Below are 17,683 nucleotides of genomic sequence, written 5' to 3'. Positions count from 1 at the left end.
GGTGCCGGGACGGGCCGACGGGGCGAGGCTGGGGGTATGCATCATGCGCCCGTCGTCGTGCACCGGATCTTCCCTTCGGGGGGCCGGCAGGTGACCCTGCGGACCTCGAACGGGGAGGAGCCCCTGGGCCTGGCCCGCTCGGACGAGGACGTCATCGAATTCCTGCGCCGGGCCGGCATGCCGGACCCCGACGACGTGGTCCTCGGCGGTACCGAACTGCTGGACTGGGAGTGGGACACCCCCCACGTCTACGAGGCGGATCCGCCGACCGACGACCTCCCCTGAGGCCCGTCCCCTTCCCCTCGGGCGCGGCTCCCGCCTGCCCCCGCTGCCCCTCGTCCCTCCCTTGTCCCCCTTCTTGCCTCCCTCGTCCTCCCTCGGGCCCGCCGATCCGGTCAGCCGTGGTGCAGGGCCTCCAGGACGGCCAGATCCTCCTCGGACAGCCGCAGCGCGCCTGCCGCCACGTTCTCGTCCAGGTGGTCCGGATCGCCCGTGCCCGCAATGGCCAGTACGTGCGGCCCCCGCTGGAGCGTCCACGCCAGCCGGACCTGCGCAGGGCTCGCGCCGTGCGCCCGCGCGACGGCGTGCAACTGCGCGCTCTCGGCGCCGCTCGCGCCCGCCTGCCGCCCTGTGCCGGCGATGGAGTAGAAGGGTACGAACGCGATTCCCTGCTCGCCGCAGGTCCGCACGAACGCGTCGTGCTCGGGGCGCACCCCGATCCCGTACATGTTCTGCACGCAGACCACCGGCGCGATGGCCCGGGCCTCGACGAGGTGCTCGGGGGTGACGTTGGAGACGCCCAGGTGGCGGATGAGTCCGGCGTCGCGGAGCTCGGCCAGCGCGCCGAAGCGCTCGGCGATGGAATCGGTGCCGACGACGCGCAGGTTCACCACGTCGAGGTGGTCCCGGCCGAGCTGGCGCAGGTTCTCCTCGACCTGGCCGCGCAGCTGTTCGGGGGTGGCGTGCTCGGTCCACGCCCCGGACGGGTCGCGGCCCGGCCCGACCTTCGTGGCGATCACGAGGTCCTCCGGGTAGGGGGCCAGCGCCGTGTTGATCAGCTCGTTGGCGGAGCGCAGCGGCGAGAAGTAGAACGCGGCGGTGTCGATGTGGTTCACGCCGAGCTCGACCGCCCGGCGCAGTACCCCGATCGCCTGGCTGCGGTCCCTGGACACGGCGTCGTCCGCGTCCGCGAACGCCTCCCCGGTCTGCGCCAGGCGCATCGCGCCGAAGCCGATCCGGTTGACCTCCAGGTCGCCGAGGCGCCACGTGCCCGCCGCGGCTGCGGCCCCAGCCGCGCTTGTTGTCGTTGTCCGTGCTGCTGTTCGTGCCGGTGTCTGTGACGTCATGGCCGGATGATCCTCACCGGGTAGGCTGCCAGGCCATTGATTAGGACATGACTGAATCCTCGGGGTGGATGTGCTGGCCGAGCTGGCGTTTTCCGTGAGCGATCTGGCGCAGATGCGTTTCGCCGTCTCGCCGATGTGGGAGGTCGGGCCCAGCTACCGGCTGCTGGCCTCCGGGGCCGCCCCCCTCGTGCACCGGCCATGGGCCGAGCAGGTACGACCGCGCCTGGCGGCCGCCGGCCTCGACCGGGGCTGGCTCGCCGAGCTGATCCCGCCCTCGGGGTACGTACCCGACTTCCTCAACCCGGCGCCCACCGGCCCGGCTCCGTCCCTGACCGAGGAACTGGCCAGGATCCGTGCCACACCCGCGGACCGGATCCGCCGGGAGCTCGACCGCCTGGCGCAGGAGCAGGGAGGGCACGGTCCGCGCAGCCGGACCCTGTACGCCGAGCCGCAGGCGCGCGTGGTCCGGGTCGCGGAGGAGATCGAGACCTACTGGGAGCTGGCCCTGGCGCCGTACTGGGCGCGGATCCGCGCGGTTCTCGACGCCGACGTCTTCCACCGGGCCCGGCAGGCCGCCGAGCACGGCGCGGGGCGCCTCTTCAACGACCTGCACCCCTCGGTGAGCTGGGACGACAGCGCGCTGCGGCTGTCGCGCCGGCACCGGCCCCTGTCCCGTACGACGGCGGGCGCCGGGCTGCTGCTGATCCCCTCGGTCTTCGCCTGGCCGGTTCCTTTCACGCGCGTGACGCCCCCGGAACCGCCCCAACTCGCCTATCCGGCGCGCGGCACCGGCGCACTGTGGGAACGCCGCCCCGTCGCCGGGGCCGAGGCCCTGGCCGCCGTACTCGGCCGCTCTCGCACCCGGCTGCTGACCGAGCTGGAATCCCCGGCCTCCACCACCGAACTGGCCCGCCGTACGGAACTCTCGGCCGCCGGGGTGTCCCAGTACCTCACCGCGCTGCGCGAAGCGGGTCTGGTCAGCGCCCACCGGGCCGGGCGCTCCGTGCTCTACGCCCGCACCTCCGTCGCCGAGTCCCTGCTCGTTGCCTACACTCCAGGCGTGGAGCGGGGACGATCACAGGGAGGGGCACCGTGAGCGAGCGCCGGTGGAGCCTGGAGGAACACATCGTGGTGGACGCGGCACCCGCGCACGTCCACCGGATGGTGTCCGACCTGCGGAACATGGGCCGTTGGAGCCCGGAGTGCCGCCGCGTCTGGGGCGCCGGGCCACCGGCCCGACCCGGCAGCCGCTTCGTGGGGCTGAACCGCAGGGGCCCGTTCGTATGGTTCACGACGGGCCGGATCAAGGCGGTGCGCGCACCGGCGACGGCACCCGAGGCTGCGACGGCGGCCAAGGCTGCGGCTGCGACGGACGGGTCGGGCGAGTTCACCTTCGACGTCGGGATCTTCGGGCTGCCGATCGCGCGCTGGGGCTACCGCTTCGAACCGGAGGGCGAGGGCACGCGCGTCACGGAGACCTGGCAGGACCTGCGGACCGGCCGCGGTTCGCGCCTGACCGTGCTGCTCGGCACGGTGTTCGCCGGCACCGCCCCGGATCGCCGCATCGCGGTCAACCGTGCCGGGATGCGCACGACCCTGGCCCGCCTGGCGGCCGCCTGCGGCGGGGTCACGCAGCCCCGTCCTTGAGGGACCGGCCGAACTGCTCGTCGAGGACGGACAGCCGCCGCCAGTACTCGTCCTCGTCGATCTCCCCGGCGGCGAACCGCCTCCCGAGGATCGCGATCGGCGACCGCTCACCATGGGAGACGGCCCCGCGGCGCCCGCGCCACACGGTTCGGCGCAGCACGGTGATGACAGAGACGACGACCGCCGCCCAGATCAGCGGAAGGAACAGGATCCAGGGGCCGGGCCCGTCGTGGGCCAGAGTGGTGAAGGTATCCATCGCGTTTCATCTCCTCGGGAGTGCGGACGCCGATTCGTCCCACCCCGAGACTCCCTCCGAGCCGCGCCCCACGTCGTCGTACGGCCGGCGGCACCGCACGTACTTCCGCGGTAGTACGGGACCGGCCGGCGGGCCCGTCGGTGGCGGGTGACAGGCTTGCGGGGTGCTGATCAATGGATACGAAGGCGGCCCGCTGGTGGTGGGGGAGCCGATGGTGACCCGCCGCGGCTTCTGGTCGAACCATCTGATGGGGGTGTGCGGTGAGGCGGCGGGCCCCGAGTGCCCGGCCCCGGAGCGGTTCGGCGAGGATGGCGCCGACGCCGATGCCCTGTCCGAGGTCCTCTTCGATCCCGAGCGCTGGCCGGTGTTCCGGATACCCGTGGCAGACGGTCCCGGCGTTGCCGTGGTCTACCGCAACCTGATCGGCGAGTACGGCGTCGACTGCCTCCTCACCGCTCCGGGGCGGGGCGGCATCCAGCAGATCGCCGGCAGGGGGACCGGCCTGACCTGGAGCGAACTGATCCACATCGCCGACGACCCCGCGCCCGCGGGGGCGCCGACGGCCGAGCCCGTGGCCGAGGCCGACGGTGTCGAGGATCCCGCCGCCCGCCTCCTGATCCTCCTTCCGCTTCTCGACGACATGGACCTGCCGGCGGCGGCGCAGGCACGGCTCGGCGCGGCCCTGGCCGCGGTGGGAGCCCCGGAGGAGACCGCCCTGCAGACGGCGGAGCACCTGCTGGCCCACCTGACGAGGCATGCGGGACACGACCCCGCGTGGTCCTCGCCGCTGAGCGGCGGCGAGTGACCCGCGTGTCCGTGCGGCGCAACCGGTCCTTGCAGTACGGCGATATCGGCGGGCGGCCTGTCAGAGGTCGGTGCGAGGATGGCGGTGCGCTCCGGGAAGCGACCGGGACGAGGAAATGAACAGGTTTCGAGCGGTCGGAGGCGGCATGGCCAAGGAATTCCAAGTGACGTACGACTGCGCCGATCCGGGCGCGCTGGCGGCGTTCTGGGCCCAGGCGCTGGGCTATCGCATCCCGCCGCCGCCCGAGGGTTTCCCCGACTGGACGGCTGCGCTGACGGCGTGGGGCGTGCCGCCCGAACGGCACAACGACCGGTCGGCCATCACGGATCCGGACGGCAAGGGGCCGCGCGTGTTCTTCCAGAAGGTCCCGGAGGGCAAGACGGTGAAGAACCGCCTGCACCTGGACGTTCGGGCGGCGCCCGGTCTCAAGGGGGACGAGCGGATGGCCGCGCTGGAGGAGGAGGCCACCAGGCTGGAGCGGCTGGGAGCGAAGCGGCTGTACCGACTCGAGCCCGATGGCGTGGACGAGGGGATCATCGTGATGGCCGACCCGGAGGGGAACGAGTTCTGCCTGGACTGAGGGCGCGAGCGGCAGCTCCACGTCCCCCGGAGCAGGGCGATCCATACGGCACCAGCCCGCCGTCGGGCATCAATGTCGGTGGCACAGTGGGGCGTTCGACTCCGGTCGCTCTGGGACGGCACGCCGACCCGACTGCCTGATCTTTGTGCCATCTGCCAGTACGGCCCTGCTGCCGGGTGTGGAGAGACTGCCGGGGTGTCCGGGGTGAGGACACCACAACGGGAGGGATTCACCATGAACGCGCAGGAAACGTACGACGAGATCGGTGAGGCGTTCGAGGGCTTCAAGGCTCTGCCGCTGGCCAGGTACGTGGAAGCGCCCAGCTTCCTCGGCATGGTCGGGGACGTCGCGGGCAAGACCGTGATCGACCTGGCCTGCGGCACCGGCTTCTACAGCCGTGAACTGAAGCGGCGCGGTGCTGCGGACGTGTTCGGCGTCGACATCTCCGGCGAGATGATCCGCGCCGCGGAAGGCATCGAACAGGCGGCGCCCCTGAACGTGCGCTACGCGGTCGGTGATGTGGCCGACCTGTCGCCGGTGGGGGAGCGGTTCGACGTGGCGACCGCGGTGATGCTGCTCAACTATGCGGAGACGGTGGACCAGTTCGAGTTGGTGTGCCGCAGGGTGCACGACAGCCTGAAGAGCGGCGGTGAGCTCTACATGCTCCACCAGACGCCGGACTACGACTTTTCCGGGCCGTCGCCGCGGCCGTACGGGTTCCTCACCGAGCTGACGGGCGAACAGAGCGGCACCGGGCCCCGGGTGAGGATCACCGCGCTGCTGGAGGGCGCCCCGATATCGTTCACCTCCGGCCTCGCGCGCCGCGAGGTGTTCGAAACCAGCCTGGCCAAGGCGGGGTTCAGCGAGATCACATGGGTGCCGACCGAGGTGTCGCCCGCCGGAATCGCTGCCTACGGTGACGAGTTCTGGGCGGACTACCGGGCCAACCCGGCGTTCGAGATGCTGCGCTGCCGCGCCTGACGCCCCGTCCGGCGCCTGTTGACGTTGCCCACCGGCCGGGCTCGATCGGAGGCCGGTGGGCGACGCCCGCCGTCCGGGAGGGCGCGGGAGCGGCGGCGCCCGGCCGGAGCGGGAGCCGGCCCGTCCGACGAGGAGGAGCTGTCGTGGGGTGGAGCCCGATGATCTACAAGTTCGTCGACGGTGGTGAGGTGCCGGTGCCGCCCGACACGGCGGTGGTACGTGCCGTGCTGGAACCGCATGACATCGGTGATCCGCGGCGCACGACGGGCGAGGACGGTTGGCTGGGCTTCTGGATCCGGGCCTCGGACGGCAGCGAGGCCGAGGTGTTCGCCGACGAGTACGGCATCTACGTGGAGCGCCCGCAGGCCGGCGCCGTGTTCGGCATCATCGCGGAACTCGCCTCCCGGCTCGGCGCGGTCGTCATCAACCCGTCCGGGCCCGGTGTCGTGTGCCGGGCGGAGGAGTATGCGCACCTTCCTGCGGACATGCGGGACGACGTGCTCGTCATCGAAATGACGGGCGAGGCCCTCGAGGCCGCTCTCACGGGACCCCGCCGCACCTGAGCGGGCATGCGGGCGAGCGTGGGCCGGGCCGCGTGGTGGTGGGCCGTGTGAGGATGACCGCGGCCCGCCGAGGTGCGTGGGGGACGAAGGCACGACAGGTGCGGCGGTACGCCGACCTCGACGCGACGTCGGGCGGACTGGCAGGAGTCATCAGCCCGACCGCTTACCCGGATAGGCTCCCCTCGCTCGTCGACGCACCCGCCGGTCCCGCTTGGACGAACCTCCACACCGTGATCCTGGACGAGATCCTGCCGCACCCGCGCGGGTGCACGCACGAGATCGCGTTCCGTCCCGGCACGGACCGTCGGCCGGAACGCGGGTGCGGCCGTGGTGGCGTCGAGGGTCCTCAGTCCCTGCGGCCGGACCTCCATGCGTAGGTCCCGGTAGCGGTCATCACGACTTCGCTGGGCCACGTCGCTCGAACCTGGTCAAGTCGTCGATGGTGGTCATCGATCCAGCCCTCTTCCGGTGCGATCGCCAGTGCGACAGTCATGCGGTCGGGGTCCCGGAGCGACAACGACAACGTGCGGTGATCGAACATGAAGAAGTCGAGACTCAGCCCGCGGTCGCCCCCGATGGTTGCGCCCCCGCCCGGTGCGAGCTCGATCAGGTCGTTCCGCCAGTCGTCGAGGTCCTGCTGGAGTATGTAGAGCTCAAGTCTGGCATCGACGAAGCTCGCGGAGACCAGGACATCGGCTTGCAGAATGTCATGCCCCGTCGGCACTCCGGGCTGATAGCGGCCCGTCACGCGGACGATGCAGCGGTTGCCGTCCGCGTCGCTCAGATCGATCAGGTTCACGGGGGATGGTTCAGTCACGCCTGGTCTCGCTCTCTACTGGGGCTGACCCGTATCCTCGCGCATCGTCGACAGGCCGATCGGGCTGGCCGGGTTGCGGCGCCTCCCGTCGGCAGAGCCCGCCGCTTGCCCGAAGCAAGGGCGTCCAGGCAGACGTTGGTGGCGATGCGCGGGCTGTCTCGTTGCCCTGCGGTCCTCCTCCGTCCTCCCGGAGCTTGTGGGGGAGAGGCGCGGAGGGGCGATGCCGGCAGGCTGGTCGAGCAAGCCGTTGGGGAACTGAGAGCCCTCGGCGGTTCCGGGGCCGCGCAGGGGTGCTCCCGCTGGCGCAAGCGTGTCCCCCGTACGGGGGCGAGATGCATCATCCGGGACGTCGACCGTCCCTTCGGCGGCATCATCAACGTCGAACCGGTGGCGATCAGCGAGGCGGAACGGCAGGCCACCCGGGACTTCGCGGCGAACCACCCGGCTTCCGAGCTGCCCTGCGACGACCGGGGCAACCGCCGGACCGCCTGAGCGCGGCACGGGGGCAGCGCTGCGGGCGGTGCGATCTGTGGCACGATCGCGCCCCTCGCCCGTTGTCGCGCGTCGGTTCCTGCGGCGCTCGATCGGTGTGCTGTTGAGAGGGCGACCCTCCGCTCTCGAAGACATCGCACACCTGACCGTCGTCGGGCCGTTCTTGAGAGGGCGGTTGTCCCGCGTGTGGTCACAAGAGGCGCAAACCGGCTGCGCGGTGGGCTGCGGGTGATGGACGGTTGGGGGGTGACAGGACTCGGGGGGCGCCGGCAGGGGCGTGTGTGGCTGCTGGTGGCTGCGGTGTGTGGTGTGGTGGCGGTGGCGAGCGGCGGGTATGTGGTGCGGCAGCTGGGCCACGGTGGCCTGGAGGCATCCGATACCGCGGGGCTGCTGGCGGTTGCGCTGGCGGTGGCCGCGGGGTTGGTGGCGGTGGCGGCACTGCGGAAGCAGTCGCAGGCCAACACCGCCGCGTTCGCGGACGCGGGGCTCGTGCGGGGGTGGGCGGCGACGCTGGCGAGGCAGGTGGAGGCCGGTGAGGGCGCGGTGCGGCGGCAGCTGCTGGGGGACGACACCCGGCGTATCAACCTCGCCTACCGCCTTCAGCCGGGCGGGGCCCGGCCGGCGCGGGCGCCCGGGGTGGGGCGGTTGTTCGCGGACGGTCCGGGTGGGCCGGTGCTGCCGGACATCGCCGCCTACTACCGGGAGACCAGGCCGGAACGGCTGGTGATCACCGGAGCCGCCGGGGCCGGTAAGACCGTCCTGGCCCTGGAACTCCTCCTCGCGCTGGTCGAGGACCGTGCGGAGGGGGATCCGGTGCCGGTGCGGATACCTCTGTCCCGGTGGGACATCGAACGGCAGACCCTGCCCGAGCTGCTGAGTGAGCGGCTGGTGGAGGCGTACGACTGGCCGCCGGCGATGGCCGCCGGCCTGGTCCACCACGGCATGGTCCTCCCGGTTCTGGACGGTCTCGACGAAATGGATCCGGCGGGCCCCGGCAGCGTGCCGGACGCGGCGCCGCGAACCGTTGCCGTGGTGGAGGCTCTGAACGCGTATCAGCGGGGGCGGGAGGCGGGGCCGCTGATCCTGACCTGCCGCACCGGACACTACGACACCCTCGCGCCCCGCACCACGGTCGTCGACGCCGCACGCATCGCCATCGAACCCGTCCATGCGACCGACGCACGGGAGTACCTGGCAGGCCGCGCGTTCGACGAAGCACGATGGCGGCCGTTCCTCGACCACCTTGCCGCCGAACCCACCGGGATGCTCGCGACGGTGCTGTCCACCCCTTGGCGCCTCGGACTCACCGCCACCGTCTACCACCGGGACGACCCCGCCGAACTCCTCACCCTCCCCCACGCGCACGCGGTGGATTCACATCTTCTCGCCCGTTACGTCCCCGCTGCCATCCGGACCGCTCCCAACCCGGACCAGTACACGGCCGACGAGGTCCACCGCTGGCTCCACCACCTCACCACCCACCTCGACCCCACCGGCGCAGCAGGCGGAAACCGGGCCCGTGCGGGCGGAAACAGCCCGACAGGAGCCACGGACCTGCTCCTGCACGAACTGTGGCCACTCGCCGGACGCCGACGGGTCATCACCACGGATGTGCTTCTCAGCGCACTCGCGGTCCTCGCAGTCCTGCCCCTCGCCCCGTACTCCGTGCAGCAGGCTGTCGTGGCGGTGCTCGCAGTGGTGGCGGGAGCATTCGCCATTCCGGCCGGCCAGCCCAAACGCTGGGACAACCGGTTCTGGACCCTTCGGAAGCGCGGGGCCCTCGTGGTCGGTTTCGCCGGTGCCATCGCTCTCAATGCCAGCATCCCGTTCGCGTTCTTGTTCGTGCTCCAATATTTGCCCAGGTTCGAGTTCCCGTTCTACTTGGTGATCCACGTTCTCATCGCGCTGGGGCAAGTGTTCGGCACCTGGATCGGGCTCTTGGCGGGGATCATCGGCGGGCTCGTATTCCGGACCACGCGGGGACTTGTGTTCGGGAGTCTGACGGGAATCGCGACGGGGATCGCCTTCGGGACCCTGGCATCGTTGTTGTTCGTCGTCCCGGTTGCGATCGTGTCCGCAATCACGACCGGGCTCATCGCCGGCTTCACCAGCGGGTTCGCCATCTGGATCGCAGCCGGTATCTCGCGGGAGCCCGGCACGGGTAGCGGGGGACGGACCGCCGTCGCGAGCGATGCCCGTCTCGGGCTCGCAGTCGGGATCACGGCCGGCTTCGTGCTCGGGACGGGGTTCGATGCCTCGACCGGGGTGCCGTTCGGACTCGCAGCCGGAATCACAGCGGCGCTTGCCTTCGGCGCCCGGGCTTCCCGGCGGTATCTGGTGTTCCTGGTGTGTGCGCGGGCGAAGCTACCGTTCCGGGTCGGACGGTTCCTGGACTGGGCGGCGGGGGCAGGGCTGCTGCGGTACAGCGGGGCGGGGTACCAGTACCGGCACCGCGAACTCCAGCACTGGTTCCGGCGCAACCCGCTCCCTCCCCCCGTGCCCTGAGTGTCTGCGTACTCGATTCGTCCAGCAGGCCGTCCCCCGTACCGGGGGCCTCAGGGCCGGCGTCCGGCCCAGGCCACCAGCCGGTCGATGGCCGGCGCCTCGGGGTCCACGGCCACCACTTGCGCGAAGGGGATCCGCCCGCCGCGGGTTTCGGCCGGCAGTGCGCGACGTACGACGCCGATCACACGCTCGATGAGGGCCGGGTCCCAGTCCGGCTCCTGTCCGGTCGCCCTGGCCAGGTCCCAGGTGTGCACAGTGAGTTCGTGGGTGTAGACGGCCGCGGCGGCCGCGCCGGGCAGGACACCCATCGGCAGGATCAGCTGCCGGCCGAGGATGCCGGGATCCGCCCACACCTCGGCGACCTCACGGGCCCCCGGCACCCAGGCCGCCGCCCATGCGCCGTCGGCGATCTCGTCGGCGAAGGACGGGACACTGAACGGGTCCTCGCCGCGCCCGATCACCGAGATCCGCCGGACGACCGCGACGAGGTGGCTCGACAGTCGCCGTACGTCGAACTCCTCGCAGGGGGTCGGGGCGTCGTACTGCTCGGGCCGGACGGCGGCCAGCGTACGTCCCGCCAGGTCGACGGCCGCGGCGAGGTCGGTCCGCGGATCGAAGGAGATGGGGGCGGCGACGGTAACGGTGGCGTCGGACGGGGTCTCGATGAGCTGCTCGGTCTTGTTCATGAGTTCATCCTGGAAGCGAAAGTGGCCACCTTCTGGCCAGTTTCCCGAAGAGAATGAATGGCGACGACGCGGCACCCACGAAGGAGGAACAGGGCACATGAGAGCCGACCGGCTGGTGGCAACCCTGCTCTTCCTCCAAGAACGAGGCCGCGTCACCGTCGCCGAAGTGGCCGCCGAGCTGGAGGTGTCCGAGCGCACCGCGCGCCGAGATCTGGAGGCTTTGGCCGCGTCCGGCATCCCGGTCTACTCGCAGCGCGGCCGCGGCGGCGGCTGGTCCCTCGTCGGCGGGGCCCGTACCAACCTCACCGGGCTGACCGCCGACGAGATCCGGGCGCTCTTCCTCGTCGCCGGACCCCTGTCGGCCACCCCCGAACTGCGCACCACGGTGCGCAAGCTGGTCCAGGCCCTGCCGTCGACCTTGCGGGCGCAGGCCCAGGCCGCGACCCGCGCAGGGGTCGTCGACGCCACGGACTGGTCCCGCAACGCCGTCACCGCCGATGCCGCCCACCGCTCCGCGCTCCAGGGCGCCGTCGTGGACGGGATCCGCGTCCGCCTCGGGTACGCGGGCGTCGGCAAACCAGCCGGCGAACGCACCGTCGACCCCCTCGGACTCGTGGCCAAGGCGGGGGTGGACTACCTGGTCGCCGGTACGGACAAGGGCCTGCGCACCTTCCGGCTCAGCCGGGTCACCTCCGTCGAGCCGACCGGCGAACCGGTGGTCCGGCCGCCCGACTTCGACCTCGCCACGGCGTGGCGGACACTGTCCGGAGCCTTCCAGGACGGCATGTACGCGGTGACCGCGCGGGCCCGGGTCCGCCCTGACACGCTGGCCCTGCTGCAACGGTTCCTCGGCGGCCGCGTGCGCGTCGGCGGTCAGCTGCCCGACGGCTGGACCGAGGTGTGGGTCGACGGCCCGGCCGCCAAGGCCGTCGCAGGGCATCTGGCCGGGCTGGGAGCGCGGGTCGAGGTACTGGAGCCGCCGGAGGTAAGGCAGTGGCTGGCTCGGATCGCCGCCGAACTCACGGGGCTGTACGCGGGGGAAGAACTGCAAGCACCGCACGGTCAGTAGTCGCTGTCCTCGACGCGACGGTCGAGGCGGTGCCGTTCCTGTGGGATCTCGCGGTGACCGATTCCGTCACCAGCCGCTCCGGCATGATCGCGTTGCTCCGGACGATCCTCGAACACGCCAACCCTCCAAAGATCGAGATGCAGTACGCGGCTCACCGTGCCGTGCTCGCAGGCAGGAGTACGGCGGCGGTACTGGCCCGTGATGAGGATGCCGCCGTTCGGGCAGCTGCGGCGTCAGAGGAGCAGGGCCCACGGGTCGTCGTCCGGTTCGGGGAGTTCGGGGTGGAGCATGGTGCGGACGCAGCGCTGCAGGCCCGTCTCGCCGGATCCGCCGGCGAAGACCATCCAGGGCAGGGCTTCCATGACGTGGGCGCGTTCGTCGGTGGCGAGGTGGTCGACGGTGGCGCGCAGGTCGTTGGGAGCGGCCCCGTCGGTGAGGCAGAGCCAGCCGATCGCGGCGGCCAGGCAGACCTCGGGAGCCTGGGTCCGGTCCCGCCACTGCTCTCGTACCCATGTGGTGGTCGCCGGGTGGGGGTGGGCGCGGGTGGCTTCGGCGGTGGCGAGGACGAGGGCGGCGCGGACGATCGGGTCCTGCTCGGCGGCGAGCCGGGTGCGGAAGGCGGTTCGGACCGAGTGGTCGCGGTCGGTGGCGGTGGCCAGGGCGTAGGCGGCGTCGATGCGGATGATGGGGTCGGGGTCGTCGAGGAGGGGTTGCAGGAGTGCGGTGTCGGCGGTGATCGCGGCTCGGGCGGCGGTGACCGACCAGCCCGCGGGGTAACCGGTCACCTCGACGCCGTAGTCGTCGTAGTCGTCGTTGTACCGGGTGTCGCCGCGGTGGAGGAGCAGTTCTTCGCGTGAGGCGACGCCGAAGTGGCCGGCGCGGGCCGGGGAGGAGGTCTCGGCGAGCGCGTCGGCGCGGTGCGGGTGGCGGGCGTCGGTGGCGATCCGGATCAGGAAGGGTACGGCGAGCGCGGCTGCGGCCCTCATGTCGTTGGCGTACATGCCGCCCACAACGCCCGTTCCGGCGCTGACCGGCGAGTCGCGGGTGTGGAGCAGGTGCACGGCCTCCCTGACGCGATCCCCCTGCGGGAAGTGCGTCCAGGGGACTTCGTCGAGCAGGAATCCGTCCTTTGCCTCGGGCCGGACGCCGGCCACCACCGCCCGCACGTCGAACGGCCCGCCCGCGAGCGAGGACAGCTCAGCCCCGTCCACCCGCGCCTCGCACATCGCGAACGTCGGATCCATCCGCCACGCGTCCATGTCGCATCACCCCCCACATCGCAACGCCTGCTCGCCGCCGATCATGCCCGAGCGGACCGACAACGCGTCCTGGCACCTGTGAACGAACGTCTCCCTGAGGCCGGGTCGGAGGATCGCCGAGCGGGCAGGTCAGCGGGTGGCTGCGTTGCGCGCCGGTCCCGTCGCCGAGCAGCTCGACGATGCTGCCCATCTTCTCCGTACCGTGCTGGGTGGGGCGGCCGGTGGTCGCCATGGCGACGACGGCGTCGAGCCGGCCGTCTCCGTTGAGGTCGCCCAGCGCCACGGCCGCCGGGAAGGTGCGGGAGTCCGCCGATCGACCGCCCCTGCTGGTGGTGCGTAGGGGGAGCGGCCGGCCGAGAGTTGCCGGATGCCGAGTCCCGGCCGGACTCCGACAGCCTCCCTGGCCCGCCGTGTGGGATGGATCCGGCGGCCCGGCCTGCAACCGGCAGTGCTGCGAGTAGGTGGCGAGCCGGTACCGAAGGGCAGGCCGCGGTGGCGATGCCGGACGCTGTTGCCGGCCGCGCGCGTGCGGGCGCCCGCTCGAGTGGCCGGCCTGCTCGGTGGTCGCCCTCGGCCGGGTGCTGACGGCCTCCGTCGTCGCGTCCCTCAGCCGAGCCAGCCGGGGCGTACCAGGCCGGATTCATAGGCCAGGACGACCAGTTGGGCGCGGTCGCGGGCGCCGAGTTTGACCATGGCGCGGCTGACGTGCGTCTTGGCCGTGAGGGGGCTGACGACGAGCCGGCGGGCGATCTCCTCATTGGACAGGCCCATGCCCACCAGCGCCATCACCTCCCGTTCCCGGTCGGTGAGCCGGCCCAGCCCGGCTGCCGCGGAGGGCTGCTTCGAGCGGGCGGCGAACTCCGCGATGAGGCGGCGGGTGACGCCGGGCGAGAGCAGGGCGTCACCCGCGACCACCGCCCGGACCGCGCGCAGCAGTTCCTCCGGCTCGGTGTCCTTGACCAGGAAGCCGGAGGCGCCCGACCGGATCGCCTCGAAGACGTACTCGTCGAGCTCGAAGGTGGTGAGCATGACCACCCGCACGTCGGCCAGCGACCCGTCCTCGCCGATCCTGCGGGTCGCGGTGAGCCCGTCCAGCACCGGCATCCGGATGTCCATGAGCACGACGTCGGGGCGCAGCTCCGCCACCAGACGGACGGCCTCGTCGCCGTCGGCGGCCTCGCCCACCACCTCGATGTCGGGCTGGGCGTCGAGCAGCGCCCGGAACCCGGCCCGGACGAGCAGTTGGTCGTCGGCGAGCAGTACGCGGATCACAGGTCCTCCTCGGACGAAGCGGCCTGCAGCGGGAGTCCGGCGACCACCCGGAAGCCGCCGTCCGCCTGCGGGCCGGCTTCCACGCTGCCGCCCAGGGCAGCAGCCCGTTCGCGCATCCCGATGAGACCATTCCCGCTGCCGTCCGAGACGCCGCCCGCGGCCGGACCGTCGTCGTCCACGCGCAGCTCCAGGACGTTCGGCTGCCAGGTGAGGCGGATACGGGCGGTGCGCGACCCGGAGTGCCGCATCACATTGGTCAGGGCTTCCTGCAGGATGCGGAAGGCGGCGAGGTCCACGCCGGGCGCCAGCGCTCGGGCCTCGCCGTCCACCGACACGTCCACACTCAGGCCGGCCGCTGCCGCCTGTTCCACGAGCTCGGGGAGACGGTCGAGACCAGGTGCGGGGGAGCGCGGTGCCTCGCCGGGAGAGCGCAGGGTGTCGAGGACCTGCCGCACCTCGCCCAGCGCCTCCTTGCTCGCCGCCTTGATGGTGGCGAGCGCCGTACGCGCCTGCTCGGGATCGGAGTCGAGCAGGGCCAGCCCCACCCCCGCCTGGACATTGATCAAGGAGATGCTGTGGGCGAGGACGTCGTGCAGTTCACGCGCGATCCGCAGCCGCTCCTCGTCCACCCGGCGCCTCTCCGCGGCCGCCCGCTCGGCCCGTTCGCGGGCCCACTGCTCCCGGCGTACGCGCACCAGCTCGGCGACGGCGAGCACCGCGAGCACCCATGCGGTGATGCCCACTTCCTGCGCCCAGGGCGTCGGGCCGTCCCCGGCGGGCGGGAGCCATCGGTAGAGCCAGTGCCCGATGAGCAGGTGTCCGGCCCAGAGCAGGCCGACGGCGCCCCAGGCGGCCCGGCGGTGTCCGGCGACGACGGCTGCGAAGCAGGCCAGGGCCAGGCTGAGGAACACCGGGCCGTACGGATACCCGGCGCCCACATAGACCAGGGTGATGATGCTGACCCCATACACCACGGCCACCGGATACCGATGCCGCACCACGAGCAGCGCGGGCCCGAGCAGCAGCAGGAGCCGGGCGAAGCCGTCCAGGGCCACCCGGCCGCTCTGGGCGTGCGCCGCCCACCCGGCGCCGATCTGTGCGAAGACGGCGACGAGCAGCGCGGAGCGCCAGGCCGGGCCCCGCCCGGTCCGCTCCACCCATCGCCGCCACGGGGGACCCGGGCGTTCGCGCAGCTCGTCCATACAGCCACGCTAGACCGCGCCTTCCGTCACCCGCGTCACCCCGGCGTAGCGTTTCCGGAGTACTCCCCACGTAGTACCCGAGCCAGGGCCGAGGGCTGTGGCCGCGCCCGGACTCCGTCGCCGTGCTCGTGCCCGGCTCCGGGCGGCCGCACCGCGTCCGCGACGCCCTAGGGTGGTGGCGTGACGAACGCGAGTGCGAGCAAGAGTGGTGGCGACCGGGTGCTGTACGGCTGCATGGGCCTGGGCGGGAGCTGGGACCCCGACCCCTACGGGCCCGCCGACATCGATGCCGCCGAAGCGGCCGTCGGCGCCGCCCTGGACAGCGGGATCACCACCTTCGACCACGCCGACATCTACCGGCACGGGAAGGCCGAGGCCGTCTTCGGCGAGGTGCTCGCGCGGACCCCCGGGCTGCGCGAGCGCATCACCCTCCAGACCAAGTGCGGGATCCGGCTGGGCGACAAGGAGCGCCCGGGCATCTATGACCTGCGCGGAGAGAGCATCACGCGCCGCGTGGAGGAGAGCCTGGGCCGGCTGCGGACCGATGTGATCGACGTCCTCCTGCTGCACCGTCCCGATCCGCTGGCGGACGTGGACTCGATCGCCGCCGCGCTGACCTCCCTGCACCGGCAGGGCCTCGTACGGGCCTTCGGCGTGTCCAACATGGGTGCCGCGCAGATCGCCCACCTCCAGGCCCGTCTCGACGTACCACTGGTGGCGAACCAGCTGGAGATGAGCCTGCACAGCCGGGACTGGGTCGAGGCCGGGGTACTGCTCAACACGCCGCCGTCCGCCCGGAACGGTTTCCCTTTCGGGACGCTGGAGCACTGCCGTGACCACGGCATCCGCCTCCAGGCCTGGGGCGCGCTCGCGCAGGGCCGCTTCACCGGCCGCGAGCAGACGCCCGCCGAACTGGCCACCGCCGAGCTGCTGGCCGACCTGGCCCGGCAGAAGGACACCACCCCCGAGTCGGTCCTGCTGTGGTGGCTGATGAGGCACCCCGCCGGCATCGCACCGGTCATCGGCAGCGCCCGCCCCGAGCGGATCCGCGCCTGCCGCGACGCGGCACTGCGGGAGCCCGAGCTCACACACGAGGAGTGGTACGAGCTCTGGATCACGGCCCGGGGCGTGCCACTGCCCTGATCCCGGAGCAGGAGGGGGGACAGCGGGTTCCCCCCTCGCACACACACGACGACACGCGGTCGGCCGGCTGTCGACACCCGCCGATACCGCCTCCCGCGCGCGGGCGCAACCGGACGGCGCCACGATGGAGGGAGGACCTGTACCTCGTGCACCTCGTACAGCTGTGGAGACCGCCATGGGCACGCACAAGCTGGGACCCGACACCACCGTCCTCGCCGACTGCCTGGAGGTCCCGGGCATCGGATTCCTCCCGGTCAACGCCTTCGTCCTGCACGCCGCACAGCCGGTGGTCGTCGACACCGGTCTCGGCCTGCCCGACCGGGACTTCCTCGACACGCTCGGCTCGGTGACCGACCCGGCCGACGTGCGGTGGATCTGGCTGACCCACCCGGACCGCGACCATACGGGCGGCCTGTTCGCGCTGCTCGAGGCCGCTCCCGCGGCGCGCGTGGTGACCACGTTCCTGGGCTTCGGGATCATGTCCACCGAGCGGCCGCTGCCCCTGGACCGGGTGTACTTCCTCAATCCGGGCCAGAGCCTGGACGTGGGCGACCGGACGCTGCACGCCTTCCGCCCCCCGCTGTTCGACAACCCGGCCACCGTCGGCTTCTACGACGACCGTTCGCGGACCTGCTTCAGTTCCGACTGCTTCGGAGGCCCCATGCCCACCGCGGACATCGCCATGAGCACCGACGTCGGCCATGTGCCCGCGGAGGACCTGCGGGCCTCCCAGCGGCTGTGGGCGAGCGTGGACAGCCCCTGGGTGCAGATGGTGGACCCGGACAGGTTCCTGACCACCGTGGACCCCCTGCGCACGATGGACCCGCAGACCATCCTGAGCACGCACCTGCCGCCCGCGGTGGGCCTGACCACGCAGTTCATCGACACCATCGCCGCGGTGCCGGGCATCGACCCCTTCACGGGACCGGACCAGGCCGCCCTGGAACAGATGCTCGCGGGCTTCGAGCCCGGTGGTCCCGCGTAACCTGCGATGCGCAGGAGCAGGGACGGATGCACCCCACTGAAATGCTGCGTCCTGTGGTGCGAGGTAACCTCCCCG

The 17,683-nt window shown here is 72.1% G+C and carries 19 protein-coding genes; 11 read left to right on the top strand and 8 right to left on the bottom strand.

Annotation, left to right across the window (positions count from 1 at the left end; translation table 11 throughout):
• The first annotated feature begins 36 nt into the window (after nt 1-36).
• Entirely contained in the window at nt 37-285 is a 249-nt protein-coding gene (locus OG444_RS03620) for a hypothetical protein (protein ID WP_327260703.1), read from the top strand.
• A gap of 110 nt (nt 286-395) precedes the next feature.
• Here OG444_RS03620 and OG444_RS03615 read toward each other — a convergent pair whose 3' ends face one another.
• On the bottom strand, nt 396-1,346 hold the full coding sequence (locus OG444_RS03615) for an oxidoreductase (RefSeq protein ID WP_327260702.1): 951 nt from the start codon (nt 1,344-1,346) through the stop codon (nt 396-398).
• 70 nt (nt 1,347-1,416) lie between these two features.
• On the opposite strand from OG444_RS03615, the gene OG444_RS03610 reads away from it, so the two are divergent.
• Entirely contained in the window at nt 1,417-2,442 is a 1,026-nt protein-coding gene (locus tag OG444_RS03610) for an ArsR/SmtB family transcription factor (RefSeq protein WP_327266647.1), read from the top strand.
• Nucleotides 2,439-2,993, top strand: coding sequence for an SRPBCC family protein (locus OG444_RS03605; protein ID WP_327260701.1), 555 nt, complete (start codon nt 2,439-2,441; stop codon nt 2,991-2,993). Before OG444_RS03610 ends, OG444_RS03605 begins: the two co-directional genes overlap by 4 nt.
• Here OG444_RS03605 and OG444_RS03600 read toward each other — a convergent pair.
• Entirely contained in the window at nt 2,974-3,249 is a 276-nt protein-coding gene (locus OG444_RS03600; RefSeq protein ID WP_327260700.1) for an SHOCT domain-containing protein, read from the bottom strand. The genes OG444_RS03605 and OG444_RS03600 overlap by 20 nt on opposite strands.
• A 163-nt stretch (nt 3,250-3,412) precedes the next feature.
• Here OG444_RS03600 and OG444_RS03595 point away from each other — a divergent pair, with 163 nt between their 5' ends.
• The 4 genes from OG444_RS03595 to OG444_RS03580 all read left to right on the top strand — a co-directional run bounded on the left by OG444_RS03595 (nt 3,413) and on the right by OG444_RS03580 (nt 6,178).
• Nucleotides 3,413-4,054: a hypothetical protein gene (locus OG444_RS03595; RefSeq protein WP_327260699.1), complete on the top strand. Its 642-nt coding sequence runs from the start codon at nt 3,413-3,415 to the stop codon at nt 4,052-4,054.
• 145 nt (nt 4,055-4,199) lie between these two features.
• The gene (locus OG444_RS03590) at nt 4,200-4,634 is read left to right on the top strand and encodes a VOC family protein (RefSeq protein WP_327260698.1); all 435 of its coding nucleotides are present in this window, start codon (nt 4,200-4,202) and stop codon (nt 4,632-4,634) included.
• Nucleotides 4,635-4,868: 234 nt separating this feature from the next.
• On the top strand, nt 4,869-5,615 hold the full coding sequence (locus tag OG444_RS03585) for a class I SAM-dependent methyltransferase (protein WP_327260697.1): 747 nt from the start codon (nt 4,869-4,871) through the stop codon (nt 5,613-5,615).
• Nucleotides 5,616-5,758: 143 nt separating this feature from the next.
• The gene (locus tag OG444_RS03580) at nt 5,759-6,178 is read left to right on the top strand and encodes a hypothetical protein (RefSeq protein ID WP_327260696.1); all 420 of its coding nucleotides are present in this window, start codon (nt 5,759-5,761) and stop codon (nt 6,176-6,178) included.
• Nucleotides 6,179-6,524: 346 nt separating this feature from the next.
• Here the strand turns inward: OG444_RS03580 and OG444_RS03575 are convergent, their stop codons facing one another.
• Nucleotides 6,525-6,977 carry a DUF5959 family protein gene (locus OG444_RS03575; protein WP_327260695.1) on the bottom strand — a complete coding sequence of 151 codons (453 nt, stop codon included), beginning with the start codon at nt 6,975-6,977 and terminating at the stop codon, nt 6,525-6,527.
• A gap of 756 nt (nt 6,978-7,733) precedes the next feature.
• Here OG444_RS03575 and OG444_RS03570 point away from each other — a divergent pair.
• Nucleotides 7,734-9,992 carry an NACHT domain-containing protein gene (locus OG444_RS03570; protein ID WP_327260694.1) on the top strand — a complete coding sequence of 753 codons (2,259 nt, stop codon included), beginning with the start codon at nt 7,734-7,736 and terminating at the stop codon, nt 9,990-9,992.
• Between the two features lie 50 nt (nt 9,993-10,042).
• Here OG444_RS03570 and OG444_RS03565 read toward each other — a convergent pair whose 3' ends face one another.
• A complete protein-coding gene (locus OG444_RS03565) occupies nt 10,043-10,678 on the bottom strand; it encodes a TIGR03086 family metal-binding protein (protein WP_327260693.1) in 636 nt (211 codons plus the stop codon).
• 97 nt (nt 10,679-10,775) lie between these two features.
• Here OG444_RS03565 and OG444_RS03560 point away from each other — a divergent pair, with 97 nt between their 5' ends.
• Entirely contained in the window at nt 10,776-11,747 is a 972-nt protein-coding gene (locus tag OG444_RS03560) for a helix-turn-helix transcriptional regulator (RefSeq protein ID WP_327260692.1), read from the top strand.
• A gap of 233 nt (nt 11,748-11,980) precedes the next feature.
• Here the strand turns inward: OG444_RS03560 and OG444_RS03555 are convergent, their stop codons facing one another.
• From OG444_RS03555 to OG444_RS03545, 4 genes are all read right to left on the bottom strand, one after another.
• On the bottom strand, nt 11,981-13,006 hold the full coding sequence (locus OG444_RS03555) for a hypothetical protein (protein WP_327260691.1): 1,026 nt from the start codon (nt 13,004-13,006) through the stop codon (nt 11,981-11,983).
• Nucleotides 12,945-13,448, bottom strand: a complete 504-nt coding sequence (locus tag OG444_RS40725) for a hypothetical protein (protein WP_442810449.1) — start codon at nt 13,446-13,448, stop codon at nt 12,945-12,947. The genes OG444_RS03555 and OG444_RS40725 overlap by 62 nt, the downstream gene beginning before the upstream one ends.
• A gap of 164 nt (nt 13,449-13,612) precedes the next feature.
• The gene (locus OG444_RS03550; RefSeq protein ID WP_327260690.1) at nt 13,613-14,278 is read right to left on the bottom strand and encodes a response regulator transcription factor; all 666 of its coding nucleotides are present in this window, start codon (nt 14,276-14,278) and stop codon (nt 13,613-13,615) included.
• A complete protein-coding gene (locus OG444_RS03545; RefSeq protein ID WP_327260689.1) occupies nt 14,275-15,480 on the bottom strand; it encodes a sensor histidine kinase in 1,206 nt (401 codons plus the stop codon). Before OG444_RS03545 ends, OG444_RS03550 begins: the two co-directional genes overlap by 4 nt.
• Before the next feature lie 180 nt (nt 15,481-15,660).
• On the opposite strand from OG444_RS03545, the gene OG444_RS03540 reads away from it, so the two are divergent.
• Nucleotides 15,661-16,623 carry an aldo/keto reductase gene (locus tag OG444_RS03540; RefSeq protein WP_327260688.1) on the top strand — a complete coding sequence of 321 codons (963 nt, stop codon included), beginning with the start codon at nt 15,661-15,663 and terminating at the stop codon, nt 16,621-16,623.
• A gap of 175 nt (nt 16,624-16,798) precedes the next feature.
• Complete coding sequence (locus tag OG444_RS03535) at nt 16,799-17,608, top strand: MBL fold metallo-hydrolase (RefSeq protein WP_327260687.1); 810 nt, start codon at nt 16,799-16,801, stop codon at nt 17,606-17,608.
• Nucleotides 17,609-17,683: the final 75 nt, after the last annotated feature.

This window comes from Streptomyces sp. NBC_01232, assembly GCF_035989885.1.
Taxonomy (GTDB): domain Bacteria; phylum Actinomycetota; class Actinomycetes; order Streptomycetales; family Streptomycetaceae; genus Streptomyces.
This window is presented reverse-complemented; position numbering and strand designations above follow the sequence as displayed.